Annotated in this window: 11 protein-coding genes; 9 read left to right on the top strand and 2 right to left on the bottom strand. The window is 68.7% G+C overall.

Annotated features, from left to right (window positions below; genetic code table 11):
- Window positions 1–8: 8 nt before the first annotated feature.
- Window positions 9–614, top strand: coding sequence for a 2-hydroxychromene-2-carboxylate isomerase (locus tag AACH00_RS04175; RefSeq protein WP_341397756.1), 606 nt, complete (start codon window positions 9–11; stop codon window positions 612–614).
- Between the two features lie 11 nt (window positions 615–625).
- Here the strand turns inward: AACH00_RS04175 and AACH00_RS04170 are convergent, their stop codons facing one another.
- On the bottom strand, window positions 626–1,990 hold the full coding sequence (locus AACH00_RS04170) for a dicarboxylate/amino acid:cation symporter (protein ID WP_341397755.1): 1,365 nt from the start codon (window positions 1,988–1,990) through the stop codon (window positions 626–628).
- Window positions 1,991–2,383: 393 nt separating this feature from the next.
- On the opposite strand from AACH00_RS04170, the gene AACH00_RS04165 reads away from it, so the two are divergent.
- Complete coding sequence (locus tag AACH00_RS04165) at window positions 2,384–3,466, top strand: acyltransferase family protein (protein WP_341397753.1); 1,083 nt, start codon at window positions 2,384–2,386, stop codon at window positions 3,464–3,466.
- A 24-nt stretch (window positions 3,467–3,490) separates the two neighbouring features.
- Here AACH00_RS04165 and AACH00_RS04160 read toward each other — a convergent pair whose 3' ends face one another.
- The gene (locus tag AACH00_RS04160; protein WP_341397751.1) at window positions 3,491–4,204 is read right to left on the bottom strand and encodes a TetR/AcrR family transcriptional regulator; all 714 of its coding nucleotides are present in this window, start codon (window positions 4,202–4,204) and stop codon (window positions 3,491–3,493) included.
- Window positions 4,205–4,360: 156 nt separating this feature from the next.
- Between AACH00_RS04160 and AACH00_RS04155 the strand changes: the two genes are divergently transcribed.
- The 7 genes from AACH00_RS04155 to AACH00_RS04125 all read left to right on the top strand — a co-directional run bounded on the left by AACH00_RS04155 (window position 4,361) and on the right by AACH00_RS04125 (window position 12,628).
- A complete protein-coding gene (locus tag AACH00_RS04155) occupies window positions 4,361–5,533 on the top strand; it encodes an isovaleryl-CoA dehydrogenase (RefSeq protein WP_341397750.1) in 1,173 nt (390 codons plus the stop codon).
- Window positions 5,534–5,606: 73 nt separating this feature from the next.
- On the top strand, window positions 5,607–7,241 hold the full coding sequence (locus tag AACH00_RS04150) for a carboxyl transferase domain-containing protein (RefSeq protein ID WP_341397749.1): 1,635 nt from the start codon (window positions 5,607–5,609) through the stop codon (window positions 7,239–7,241).
- A 15-nt stretch (window positions 7,242–7,256) separates the two neighbouring features.
- Entirely contained in the window at window positions 7,257–8,204 is a 948-nt protein-coding gene (locus AACH00_RS04145; protein WP_341397747.1) for a hypothetical protein, read from the top strand.
- Between the two features lie 33 nt (window positions 8,205–8,237).
- A complete protein-coding gene (locus AACH00_RS04140) occupies window positions 8,238–9,020 on the top strand; it encodes an enoyl-CoA hydratase/isomerase family protein (protein WP_341397745.1) in 783 nt (260 codons plus the stop codon).
- Entirely contained in the window at window positions 9,020–9,667 is a 648-nt protein-coding gene (locus AACH00_RS04135; protein WP_341397743.1) for a DUF4126 domain-containing protein, read from the top strand. The genes AACH00_RS04140 and AACH00_RS04135 overlap by 1 nt, the downstream gene beginning before the upstream one ends.
- A gap of 14 nt (window positions 9,668–9,681) precedes the next feature.
- Entirely contained in the window at window positions 9,682–11,709 is a 2,028-nt protein-coding gene (locus AACH00_RS04130) for an acetyl/propionyl/methylcrotonyl-CoA carboxylase subunit alpha (RefSeq protein WP_341397741.1), read from the top strand.
- A 4-nt stretch (window positions 11,710–11,713) separates the two neighbouring features.
- Window positions 11,714–12,628, top strand: a complete 915-nt coding sequence (locus AACH00_RS04125) for a hydroxymethylglutaryl-CoA lyase (RefSeq protein ID WP_341397740.1) — start codon at window positions 11,714–11,716, stop codon at window positions 12,626–12,628.
- Window positions 12,629–12,631: the final 3 nt, after the last annotated feature.

Genomic DNA, 12,631 nt, shown 5'->3' with positions numbered 1-12,631 from the left:
GTGCACCCATGCCTTCTGCCATTGATTTCTATTTCGACTTCTCGTCGCCCTACGCCTACATCGCCAACGAGTGGGTGGATGCCCTGGCCGCGCGCCATGGCCGCACCGTGCGCCGCCACGCCATGCTGCTCGGCGTGACGTTCCAGGCGGCCGAGCTGAAGAGCCCGGTCTCGTACCCGTTGAAGCGTGAATACACGCTGCGCGATTTCGCCCGATCGGCGCGCCATGAGCGCGTGCCGTATGTGCAGCCCGAGCCTTTCCCGATCGCCAGCCACAACGCGGCACGGGTGTTCTGGTGGCTGCACGACACGCAAGGATCGGAAGCGGCAGCCGCCTGGGCCCGCGCGGCTTTCCGGGCCTACTTCACCCGCGGTGTCGCCCTGAATGACCCGGCTGCCTTGAAGGCGCTGGCGGCAGAGTCAGGCGTGGATGCCGAGGCGGCCGAGGCCGCCTGGGGCGCTGTGGTCTGGAAAGACCGTCTGCGGCAGGCCAATGAGCAGGCCTTGGCGGCGGGTGTGTTCGGCGCGCCGTGGCTGGTGGTCGACGGCGAGCCGTTCTGGGGCAATGACCGCAAGGAGCAGATCGAGCGCTGGCTGCGCCAGGGCCCGTTCTGAGGCGCCTGGTTTCAGCGCGCGCCGGGTGCCGCTTCGTGCACCGCCAGCGGCAGCGATTGACCGGCTGACTGCATCGCGGCCGTCAGCGTGGTTTCATCGGCTTCGGGCATCGGGGCGCGGTCCACCAGCGCGGCCTTCAATTGCGTTTCATCGAGCTGGCCGCACCACTTGGCCACCACCAGCGTGGCCACGCCGTTGCCCACCAGGTTGGTCAGGGCGCGGGCTTCGCTCATGAAGCGGTCGATGCCGAGGATCAGCGCCAGGCCGGCCACGGGTACGCCGCCCACCGCGCTCAGCGTGGCGGCCAGCACGATGAAGCCGGAGCCCGTCACGCCGGCGGCGCCCTTGCTGGTCAGCAGCAGCACGGCCAGCAGGGTCAGCTGCTGCATCAGGCTCATCGGGGTGTCGGTGGCCTGGGCGATGAACACCGCAGCCATCGTCAGGTAGATCGAGGTGCCGTCGAGGTTGAACGAGTAGCCGGTGGGAATCACCAGGCCCACCACCGACTTCTCGGCGCCGGCATGTTCCATCTTGCGCATCATGCGCGGCAGCACCGATTCGCTCGACGAGGTGCCCAGCACGATCAGCAGTTCTTCCTTGATGAAGGCGATGAACTTGACGATCGAGAAGCCGTGCGCCCGGGCGATCAGGCCCAGCACGCCGAAGACGAACAGCAGGCAGGTGCCGTAGAACGCACCCATCAGCTGGGCCAGTTGCAGCAAGGTGCCCACGCCGTACTTGCCGATGGTGAAGGCCATCGCGCCGAAGGCACCGATCGGGGCCACCTTCATGATGGCGCCGACGATGGCGAACAGCACGTGCGAGAGCTTGTCGATGAAGGTGAAGACGATGTTGTGCTTGCCGCCGAACTTCTGCAGCGCAAAGCCGAACAGCACCGAGAACAGCAGCACCTGCAGGATCTCGCCCTTGGCGAATGCATCGACCACGCTGGTCGGGATCACGTTGAGCAGGAAGTCGACCGTGCCGGTCATCTTGCCCGGTGCCACGTAGTTGGCAATGCCCTTGGTGTCCAGCTGGGCGGGGTCGACATGCATGCCGGCACCCGGCTGCACCAGGTTCACCACCACCAGGCCGATGACCAGCGCCAGGCTCGACACGACCTCGAAGTACAGCAGCGCCAGGCCGCCGGTCTTGCCGACCTTCTTCATGTTCTCCATGCCGGCGATGCCGAGCACCACCGTGCAGAAGATGATCGGCGCGATGATCATCTTGATCAGCTTGATGAAGCCATCACCCAGCGGCTTCATCTGCTCGCCGAGCGCAGGCGCGAAATGGCCGAGGGCGATGCCGATGGCGATGGCCACCAACACCTGGGCATAGAGGGAACGATAGATCGGGGTGCGTGCGGCAGACATGGAAGCTCCGGATGAACGCTGAAGGGCGAGGCGCGAGTCTACGGAGCGAACTTCGGGTTTTCCCTGTGGGTATTGCGTAGCGGCTATCCACAGGTGCCGCGTGCGGCGCTTTGTCCCCGTGCACCGTGGACAAGGGTGTGGACAAGCCGTGTGGCGCGGCTGCAAGTCGCTGATTCCAAAGGTAAAGCTTTGCGCTGCCACACGATGAGGCAGTGACGGGAAGGCCTCGCGCGCCTAGAATGCGCGGTTTCGCCGGCAGGCTTTGATGGCTGCTGCGACACCCCCATTTCCTGAGGCGTGCGGCCTGTGCCTGCGCTGCCTCCGGCCCCCTACTCAAGCGCTGCTGCCTGCTGGCCACAAGCCGGAAGGGCGGCGGCATGGTCGATTTCGCTGATGTCTTCGCGTTCCCGTGTTTCTTCCGTGCCCCTGGTGGACTGGGGCAAGGCCGTCGCTTCGCAGTTGATCGTCCTGCACCACCTGGTGATCTACGGCCCGATGGCCCGCGAGGCAGACCCGCTGGCCCCTGACGTGTTCGCCTGGCTGGCTGATCCGGCCCGTCTCGTGGTGCAGTTGTTCCTGGTGATCGGTGGCTACCTGGCTGCGCGTTCCCTGATGCCTGAGCCCGCCCGTGCGGCCCAGGCCCGCTGGCAGGCCTTGCCCGAACTGGCCGTGACCCGCTACTGGCGCCTGGCCAAGCCGGCCCTGGTGGCATTGGCTGCAGCGCTGCTGGCCGCGCTGGTGGCGCGCTGGCTGATGGACGACCCGAGCACCCCGCCGGCGCCCACCTGGCGACAGGCCCTCGCCAATGCGCTGTTCCTGCAGGACATCGTCGGCGAAGACGCCCTGACGGTCGGCCTCTGGTATGTCGCGATCGACCTGCAGCTGTTCGTCGGCCTGGCCGTGCTCAGTGCCGGGCTGCGGCTGACGCGCCTGCGCGACCGGGCCCTGGCCGCGGTGGCCGTGACTCTGGTTGGCGGGCTGGTGGTGGCGTCGCTGTGCGATTTCAACCGCCATGCCGATCTCGACATGTGGGCGATCTACTTCTTCGGCAGCTATGGCCTCGGCGTGCTGGCCCACTGGGTGCGGCAGCGCCGCTACCGGGCGGGCTGGCTGCTGGCGCTGGCGGCCGTGGTGGGCGTGGCGCTGTGGGTGGACTGGCGCAGCCGCATCGCGCTGGCCGGTGCCATGGCCGTGTGGCTGGGCAGCGGCCTGGGTGGCCGCACGCTGGCGGCGTCGGCCCTGATGCCGCTGGCGCGCTGGCTCTCGGGCATCTCGTACGAGGTGTTCCTGATGCACTACCCGGTCAGCCTGCTGGTGGGCGCCGTGGTGCACAACTGGTGGCCTGATTCGCTGCCCATCAACTTCATGGGCCTGATGGCCGCCTGGGGCTTGAGCCTGATGGCGGGTGTGGGCCTGAACAAGCTGTTCAGCCGACCGGCCACGCCGCGCGTGGTGCCGGCTGCGGCCAGCGCCTGAGCGCTGCTACCGGCGGAGCTGGCTTCAGCCCGCCCGGGTCAGTGCGCCCTGCAGGTCGGTGCGCAGCTGCCGCAGCTGCTGCACCTCGGTGTCGCCGGCGCTGATCGCCGCCCACACCATCTGCACCAGCGCTTCGGCGGTGCGCTCGCTGTCGATCGGCTTGTCCTGCGCCACGGCTTCCCACAGCACATGCTCCATCGGGCCCAGCACCATGGTGCGCATCAGCCGCAAGGGCATGTCGGTACGGATCTCGCCCGCCTGCTGGCCACGCGCCAGCAGGTCCATCAGCGCCACCGTGTAGCGCCGCTGCAGCGGCTTGATGGCGTCCCCTAGCCCCGGGCCCTTGCTGCGGCCTTCTGACAGCACCAGCGCGCACAGGCCAGTGCCCTGGATCAGGAACAGTCGCAGGTGGGTGTGCATGAACACGGCCAGCTGCGCCCGGGCCGTGCCGTCGGCCGGCAGGGCGGCGGCCATGGCGCCGATGATCTCGTCGTACCAGTCGCCGATCACCCGCACGCACAGCTCGCGCTTGCCACGGAAATAGGTGAACACCGTGGCCTCGGAGATGCCCAGGCGCTGGGCGATCTCGATCGTCGTGGCGTGCTCATACCCCTTTTCGGCGAAGACCTCGCGGCCCACGCGCAGGATGTCGCGGATGCGCTGCTCGCTCTTGGCGCTGGCGGCGCCGCGGCGGGCCGCAGGCGGCGTGGTGCTCGGGGTTTGGGTGGCTTCGGGCATAAGTTGAGTATTACTCAAAAATAGCTTGTGCAGCAAGCTGGCGGCTGCTAGATTGGCGCCCATGCAGCCTGAGGCTTGCGCTCCGCGCGTGGCCTACGGGTTTGTATTGAGGATGACTCAACCCCGCGGGCTGCGGGGCACCTACAAGGAGACCGCATGTTCGAATCCACTTTCACCTTCCCGCTCGGTGACGACATCGCCGCCCTGCGCGACGCGGTGCGCGACTTCGCGCAGAACGAGATCGCGCCGCGCGCCGCGCAGATCGACCGCGACAACCTGTTCCCGGCCGACATGTGGCAGAAGCTGGGTGAGTTGGGCGTGCATGGTCTGACGGTTGATGAGGCCTACGGCGGGACCGGCATGGGCTACGTGGCCCACATGGTGGCGATGGAAGAAATCAGCCGCGCCAGTGCGTCGGTGGGCCTGAGCTACGGCGCCCACAGCAACCTGTGCGTGAACCAGATCCACCGCAATGGCACCGAAGCGCAGAAGCGCAAGTACCTGCCGGGCCTGATCGCCGGCACGCAGGTGGGCGCACTGGCGATGAGCGAGCCGGGTGCCGGCTCCGACGTGATCAGCATGACGCTGCGCGCCGAACGCCGCGGCGACGTGTATGTGCTGAACGGCAGCAAGATGTGGATCACCAACGGCGGCGATGCCGACACCCTGGTGGTCTATGCCAAGACCGAGCCGCAGATGGGCGCCCGCGGCATGACCGCCTTCATCATCGAAAAGGGCTTCAAGGGCTTCACCAAGGGTGAGCACCTGGACAAGCTCGGCATGCGCGGCTCCAACACCTTCCCGCTGTTCTTCGACAACTGCGAAGTGCCGGCCGAGAACGTGCTGGGCGGTGAGGGCAACGGCGCCAAGGTGCTGATGAGCGGCCTCGATTACGAGCGCGTGGTGCTCTCCGGTGGCCCGCTGGGCATCATGGCCGCCTGCATGGACGTGGTCGTGCCCTTCGTGCATGAGCGCAAGCAGTTTGGCCAGGCCATCGGCGAATTCCAGCTGATGCAGGGCAAGCTGGCCGACATGTATTCCACCTTCCAGGCTTGCCGCGCCTACGCCTATGCCGTGGCCCAGGCCTGCGACCGCGGCGACCATGCCCGCACGCTGCGCAAGGACGCTGCCGGCGTCATCCTCTACACCGCCGAGAAGGCCACCTGGATGGCGGGTGAAGCCATCCAGGCGCTGGGTGGCGTGGGCTACACCAACGAGTACCCCACGGGCCGCCTGTGGCGCGACGCGAAGCTGTATGAAATCGGTGCAGGCACCAGCGAGATCCGCCGCATGCTGATCGGCCGCGAGCTGTTCGCCGAAACGCTGTGAGCGCCTGATGTGGGCGGTGCGCCGCCCACATCACTGCTGTGTCCCTTGCACCCCTGCTGAAACGGAGCCCCGCATGGCTGTCCTTGCGTCCCACATCAATCCGCGATCGGCTGAATCGCAGGCCAATGCGGCCGCCATGCGTGCGCTGGTCGACGACCTCCGAGCCAAGCTGACGGCCATCGCCCAGGGCGGCGGTGAAGCCGCGCGGGCCAAGCACCTGAGCCGCGGCAAGCTGCTGCCGCGTGACCGCGTCGAACTGCTGCTCGACCCCGACACGCCGTTCCTTGAGATCGCCCCGCTGGCCGCGCTCGGCATGTACGCCGAGAAAGACGGGCAGGGCGGCACGCGTGACGCCGCGCCCAGCGCCGGCATGATCGCCGGCATCGGCCGCATCGCCGGTGTGGAATGCGTGATCGTCTGCAACGACGCCACGGTGAAGGGTGGCACCTACTACCCGCTGACGGTGAAGAAGCACCTGCGCGCCCAGGAGGTTGCTGCGCAGAACCGTCTGCCGTGCATCTACCTGGTGGATTCGGGCGGCGCCAACCTGCCCAACCAGGACGACGTCTTTCCGGACCGCGACCACTTCGGCCGCATCTTCTACAACCAGGCCAACCTGTCGGCCCAGGGCGTGCCGCAAATTGCGGTGGTGATGGGCTCGTGCACGGCCGGCGGTGCGTATGTGCCGGCCATGAGCGACGAGACCATCATCGTCAAGCAGCAGGGCACGATCTTCCTGGGCGGCCCGCCGCTGGTGAAGGCCGCCACCGGCGAGGTGGTGAGCGCCGAAGACCTGGGCGGTGGCGATGTGCACACCCGCCTGTCGGGCGTGGCCGACCACCTGGCCGACAACGACCTGCATGCGCTGGCGCTGGCCCGCCAGATCGTGTCGAACCTGAACTGGCGCAAGGACATGCCGCTGCGCCTGACCGAGCCACGCCCGCCGCTGCATGAGCCGGCTGACCTGCTGAGCGTGATTCCCACCGACACCCGCAAGCCGTTTGATGTGCGCGAGATCATCGCCCGCGTGGTCGACGGCTCCGAGTTCGACGAATTCAAGGCGCGCTACGGCAGCACGCTGGTGTGCGGCTTCGCCCACATCGAAGGCATGCCGGTGGGCATCGTCGCCAACAACGGCATCCTGTTCACCGAAAGCGCCAACAAGGGCGCGCACTTCATCGAGCTGTGCTGCCAGCGCAAGATCCCGCTGGTGTTCCTGCAGAACATCACCGGCTTCATGGTGGGCCGCAAGGTCGAGAACGAAGGCATTGCCCGCGCCGGCGCCAAGATGGTGACGGCCGTGGCCTGCGCCAACGTGCCCAAGTTCACCGTGATCATTGGTGGCAGCTTCGGCGCCGGCAACTACGGCATGTGCGGTCGCGCCTTCAGCCCGCGCTTCCTGTGGATGTGGCCGAATGCGCGCATCTCGGTGATGGGTGGCGAGCAGGCGGCCAGCGTGCTGGCCACCGTCAAGCGTGACGGCATTGAAGGCAAGGGCGGGCAGTGGAGTGCGGAGGAAGAAGCGGCCTTCAAGGCGCCGATCCGCGACCAGTACGAAGCCCAGGGCCACCCCTACTTTGCCAGCGCCCGCCTGTGGGACGATGGTGTGATCGACCCGGTCGATACCCGCCGCGTGCTGGCGCTGGGCCTGAGTGCCAGCCTCAACGCGCCCATCCCCGACGCGAAGTTCGGCGTCTTCCGCATGTAAGACATCGAGGCTGCCATGGTGCTGCGACGAACTGCCCTGAGTTGCCTGCCCGCCGTTGTGGCTGGCCTTGCCACGCCCGCTGATTTGCTGGCGCTGCCGGCGGCCGGCTGGCGTGCCCGCTGGCAGGGCGGCCGGCCCATGCTCGACATCCAGACCGGCAGCGGCAACACCGTGCGGGCGCTGGTGGCATCGGCCAGCGGCCTGTGGGGTGTTGAAGCCCTGGGCGCCCGGCTTGGCGCGCAGCGCAGCACCGGTGCCCGCATGGCCGCACCGCGCAGTGCCTGGCCCGCGGTGGCCGGCCAGAGCGGCCTGCCCGCACCGCTGGGGGGCAGCCAGCCGCCTAGCCTGACCTACATGGCCGTGGGCCTCGCTGAGCAAGCCTGGCTCGACGGTGCCGAGCTGGTGCTGGGCGCACCCTGGCTGGCTGGCCGCTGCTGGACGCTGGACGCCCGCGACGGCACCTTCGCACTCGGCACGCCGCCGGCCGCCGGCAAGGCCGCCACCTGGGCGCTGGCCATGCACCGCGAATCCGGCCTGGCCACCACCGATGTGCAGGTGGCCGGTGAGCCGCTGATCTTGTTGTTCGACACCGCGGCTGCCGCCTTCGCCACGCCTGCGGCCCAGCGCGCCGCTGCGGCCAGATCGGGCGGTGCCGCCTTGCCCGTCAGCGTCGGGCAGATCAGTGAATCAATCGCCGCGCGCTGGCGCAGCGCCCACCCTGACTGGCCGTGGCTGGACGCCGCCGACCGCCACACCCAAGGCGCCTGGATCCAGGTGCCCGCCGTGCAGATGGCCGGGCTGAGCAGCGGGCCGGTGTGGTTCAGCGTCACGCCTGAGCGCACGCTGCAAGACCTGTCCGCGCAGGTGGGCCGCCCCGTGGCGGGCCGCTTGCCGATGGCCGCCCTCGGCGGCTGGCGCGTCACGCTCGACATGGCCAATGCCCGCTTGCACCTGGCCGCCTGAGCGCCCTTTTTCAAACCCGAAACCACCCCGTCCATGAGCAGCACCCTCGACCTGCGCCGCCCCTCGCCCCATGTGGCCGAGGTGTGGCTGAACCGGCCCGACCTGCGCAACGCCTTCAACGACGGCGTGATCGCCGAGCTGACCCAGGCCTTCACGGCGCTGGCGGCCGACCCCGACGTGCGCGTGGTGGTGCTGGGCGGCCACGGCAAGGCCTTCTGTGCCGGCGCTGACCTGAACTGGATGCGCGCCATGGCCGACTACACCTGGGAGCAGAACCGCGCCGATGCCCAGGCCCTGGCTGACATGCTGTGGGCCATCCACAGCTGCCCGGTGCCGGTGATCGGCCGTGTGCATGCCGACTGTTATGCCGGTGGCGTGGGCCTGGCCGCGGTATGCGATGTGGTGCTGGCCGCCGACACCGCCAACTTCTGCCTGAGCGAAGCGCGACTGGGCTTGCTGCCAGCCACCATCGGCCCGTATGTGGTGAAGGCCATGGGCGAGCGCGCGGCGCAGCGTTACTTCGTCACCGCCGAGCGCTTCACGGCCGCCGAGGCTCACCGCATCGGCCTGGCCCATGAGGTGTGCCCTGCCGAAGCGCTGGACGAGCGCGTGCAGGCCATGGTGGCGGCGCTGGTGGCCAACGGGCCGGCCGCGGTGCGCGCCTGCAAGCAACTGGTGCAGGACGTGGCCAGCCGCCCGGTGACGGCCGATCTGCGCGCCGATACTGCCCGCCGCATCGCCGATGTGCGTGGCAGCGCCGAAGGCAAGGAGGGTGTGTCAGCCTTCCTGCAAAAACGGGCGCCTGGCTGGCTGTGATGGCGATGCTGCCCAGCTTTGATTTCACCCAGCTGGTGGCCCTGGCCGCCGCGCTCGGCTGGGCCAGCGGGCTGCGGCTGTACGGCGTGGTGTTTCTGGTGGGGCTGGTGGGCGCGATGGGCTGGCTGCCTTTGCCGCCGGGCCTGGCCGTGCTGCAGCACCCGTGGGTGCTGGGCGCCGCCGGCGTGATGCTGGTGGTGGAGTTCCTGGCTGACAAGATCCCGCTGGTCGATTCGGCCTGGGACGCGGTGCACACGCTGGTGCGCATTCCGGCCGGTGCGGCGCTGGCTGCTGCCGTGTTTGGCGGCGGTGTTTCGGTGGGCGGCGAGCATGCCGAGGCGCTGCAGGTGATCGCCGCGCTGCTGGGTGGCACGCTGGCGGCCACCTCGCACCTGGCCAAGGCCACCACCCGGGCGGCGGCCAACACATCACCCGAGCCGTTTTCCAACATCGGCTTGTCATTGCTGGGTGATGTGAGCGTGCCCGCCATGCTGTGGTTGTCGTGGTCGCACCCGGTGGCCTTTTTTGTGGTGCTGGCGGTGGTGCTGGCGCTGATGGTGGCGTTGACGCTGCTGCTGTTCAAGTTCGTGCGGGGGCTGCTGCGCCGCCTGCAAGCGCGGTTTGGCCCGGCTCAGCGCCAGGCCTGATGGAGACAAGACACATGTTCAAGAAGATCCTGATCGCGAACCGGGGCGAGATCGCCTGCCGCGTCGCCAAGACGGCCCGCCGCATGGGCATCAACACCGTCGCGGTGTATTCCGACGCTGACGCGCAGGCCCGCCATGTGGCCGCCTGCGACGAAGCGGTGCACATCGGTGGCTCGGCCGCGCGCGACAGCTACCTGCAGTGGCAGCGCATCCTCGATGCCGCCATTGCCACCGGCGCACAGGCCGTGCATCCCGGCTATGGCTTCCTGAGCGAAAACGAAGACTTCGCCCGCGCCTGCGCAGCGGCCGGCCTGGTGTTCATCGGCCCGCCGCCGGAAGCCATTGCGGCCATGGGCAGCAAGGCCGCAGCCAAGTCGCTGATGGCGCAAGCCGGCGTGCCGCTGGTGCCGGGTTACCACGGCGCCGACAACGACCCCGCACTGCTGCAGCGCGAAGCCGATGCCATGGGCTATCCGGTGCTCATCAAGGCCAGCGCCGGTGGTGGTGGCCGCGGCATGCGGCGGGTGGACCGGGCCGAAGACTTTGCGGCCGCGCTGCGCTCGTGCCAGCGTGAAGCGGCGGCCAGTTTCGGCAACGACCATGTGCTGGTCGAGCGCTACGTGACGCGTCCCCGGCACATCGAGATCCAGGTGTTTGGCGACACCCAGGGCCAGTGCGTCTACCTGTTCGAGCGCGACTGCTCGGTGCAGCGCCGCCACCAGAAGGTGCTGGAAGAGGCGCCGGCCCCGGGCATGAGCGCGGCGCGCCGCGCCGAGATGGGCGCGGCGGCAGTGGCCGCGGCCAAGGCGGTGAACTACGTGGGTGCCGGCACGGTGGAATTCATCGCCGAAGAGCTCGACGACGGCGACCTGCGCTTCTACTTCATGGAGATGAACACCCGCCTGCAGGTGGAGCATCCGGTCACCGAAGCCATCACCGGCCACGACCTGGTGGAGTGGCAGCTGCGTGTGGCCGCCGGCCAGCCGCTGCCGGTGGCGCAGGCCGATCTGCGCATGCATGGCCATGCCATCGAAGCGCGCATCTGCGCCGAACAACCCGACGGCGGCTTCCTGCCGGCCACCGGCCAGCTGAACGTGCTGCAGTGGCCCGCCCACGTGGCTTTCACGCGCAATGCGGAAGGCGATGGCCGCCAGAACCCGGCCGCCGTGCGGGTGGACACCGGCGTGGTGCAGGGCGATGCCATCAGCCCGTTCTACGACTCGATGATCGCCAAGCTCATCGTGTGGGGTGAAGACCGTGCACAGGCGCTGGCTCGCCTGGACGCCGCGCTGCGCGACACCCACATCGTCGGCTTGCACACCAACGTGGCCTTCCTGCGCCGCGTGGTGGGCAGCCAGGCCTTTGCCACCGCGGATCTTGACACCGCGCTGATCGAGCGCGAGCGCGCCGTGCTGTTCGACCAGCCCGGCCTGCCGCTGCCGCTGGCGGTGGCTGCCGTGGTGGCGCATGAGCTGGCCACCGAACGCAGCGCAGCCGGCACCGACCCCTGGAGCCACCGCGACGGCTGGCGCATGCACGGTGGCGCGCGCCGCCGCCTGCACCTGGCGCTGGGCGATGCGCAGCATGCCGTGACGCTGCAACGCGGCACCGGAGAAACACTTGAAATTGGTCTGGGCGATGCGCGCCTGAGCCTGGTTCACCGGGCCTTGGGTGAGCACCGCCACGAGCTGGTACTGGACGGTGTTCGCCATGTGCTGACCGTGCATGCCCACGGCCAGGCCCGCGCCGTGTTTGGCGACGCCGGCTCTCTCACGCTCACCCACATCGACCCGCTGGCGCAGGCCGCGGCGGGTGGCGCTGCCGGTGGGCGCCTGACCGCGCCGATGCCCGGCAAGGTCATCGCCTTCCTGGTGGCGGCTGGTGACAGCGTGCAGGCCGGGCAGGCCGTGGCGGTGATGGAAGCCATGAAGATGGAACACACGCTGAATGCGCCGCGCGACGGCGTGGTGGCCGAGCTGCTGTACGCCGTGGGCGACCAGGTGGCCGAAGGCGCCGAGCTGCTGCAGCTGCAGGGAGAATGACCCCATGAGCCACACCCTTCCAACCCACGTCACCCTGGTTGAAGTCGGCCCGCGTGACGGCCTGCAGAACGAAAAGCAGGCCGTGCCCGCGGCCGTCAAGATCGAGCTGGTGCACCGCCTGCAGGCCGCTGGTCTGCGCGAGATCGAGGTGACCAGCTTCGTCTCGCCCAAGTGGGTGCCGCAGATGGCCGACAACGCCGAGGTGATGGCGGGTGTGCAGCGCCAGGCGGGTGTGCGCTATGCGGTGCTCACGCCGAACATGCAAGGCTGGCAGGCTGCGGCCCTGACGCAACCCGACGAGATCGTCGTGTTCGGCGCCGCCAGCGAGGCCTTCAGCCAGCGCAACATCAACTGCTCCATCGCCGAGTCGATCGAACGTTTTGCGCCGGTGGTAGCCGCAGCGCGGGCGGCGGGCGTGAAGGTGCGCGGGGCCATCTCATGCGCCGTGGGCTGCCCGTATGAAGGCGACATTGCGCCTGAGCGCGTGGCGCTGGTGGCGCGGCTGATGAAGGAGATCGGTGTGGCCCATGTGGGCGTGGCCGACACCATAGGCGTGGGCACGCCGCGGCGTGTGCAGAAGGCCCTGGAGGCCGCGCTGCTGCACTACCCGATCAACGAGGTGAGCGGGCATTTCCACGACACCTACGGCCAGGCGCTGTCGAACGTGTATGCCAGCCTGGAAGTGGGCATCAGCACCTTCGATACCAGCGTGTCCGGTCTGGGCGGCTGCCCGTATGCCAAGGGCGCGACGGGCAATGTGGCGACCGAAGACGTGGTCTACCTGCTGCACGGCCTGGGCATCAGCACCGGCATCAACCTGGATGCCTTGATTGATGCCGGCGCCTTTGTGCGTGATGCACTCGGCCAGCCGAATGGCTCACGCGTGGCGCGGGCGGTACTGGCCAAGCGGGCCGGCTGAAGC

The sequence above is a fragment of the Ideonella margarita genome (assembly GCF_038066635.1).
Taxonomy (GTDB): Bacteria; Pseudomonadota; Gammaproteobacteria; order Burkholderiales; family Burkholderiaceae_C; genus Ideonella; species Ideonella margarita.
This window is presented reverse-complemented; position numbering and strand designations above follow the sequence as displayed.

What these genes read in the sequence shown, in the direction of transcription:
- AACH00_RS04125 (WP_341397740.1), top strand. Translation starts at nt 11,714, where the DNA reads ATGAGCCACACCCTTCCAACCCACGTCACCCTGGTTGAAGTCGGCCCG.
- AACH00_RS04160 (WP_341397751.1), bottom strand. Translation starts at nt 4,204, where the DNA reads ATGCCCGAAGCCACCCAAACCCCGAGCACCACGCCGCCTGCGGCCCGC.
- AACH00_RS04150 (WP_341397749.1), top strand. Translation starts at nt 5,607, where the DNA reads ATGGCTGTCCTTGCGTCCCACATCAATCCGCGATCGGCTGAATCGCAG.
- AACH00_RS04145 (WP_341397747.1), top strand. Translation starts at nt 7,257, where the DNA reads ATGGTGCTGCGACGAACTGCCCTGAGTTGCCTGCCCGCCGTTGTGGCT.
- AACH00_RS04130 (WP_341397741.1), top strand. Translation starts at nt 9,682, where the DNA reads ATGTTCAAGAAGATCCTGATCGCGAACCGGGGCGAGATCGCCTGCCGC.
- AACH00_RS04170 (WP_341397755.1), bottom strand. Translation starts at nt 1,990, where the DNA reads ATGTCTGCCGCACGCACCCCGATCTATCGTTCCCTCTATGCCCAGGTG.
- AACH00_RS04175 (WP_341397756.1), top strand. Translation starts at nt 9, where the DNA reads ATGCCTTCTGCCATTGATTTCTATTTCGACTTCTCGTCGCCCTACGCC.
- AACH00_RS04140 (WP_341397745.1), top strand. Translation starts at nt 8,238, where the DNA reads ATGAGCAGCACCCTCGACCTGCGCCGCCCCTCGCCCCATGTGGCCGAG.
- AACH00_RS04135 (WP_341397743.1), top strand. Translation starts at nt 9,020, where the DNA reads ATGGCGATGCTGCCCAGCTTTGATTTCACCCAGCTGGTGGCCCTGGCC.
- AACH00_RS04165 (WP_341397753.1), top strand. Translation starts at nt 2,384, where the DNA reads ATGTCTTCGCGTTCCCGTGTTTCTTCCGTGCCCCTGGTGGACTGGGGC.
- AACH00_RS04155 (WP_341397750.1), top strand. Translation starts at nt 4,361, where the DNA reads ATGTTCGAATCCACTTTCACCTTCCCGCTCGGTGACGACATCGCCGCC.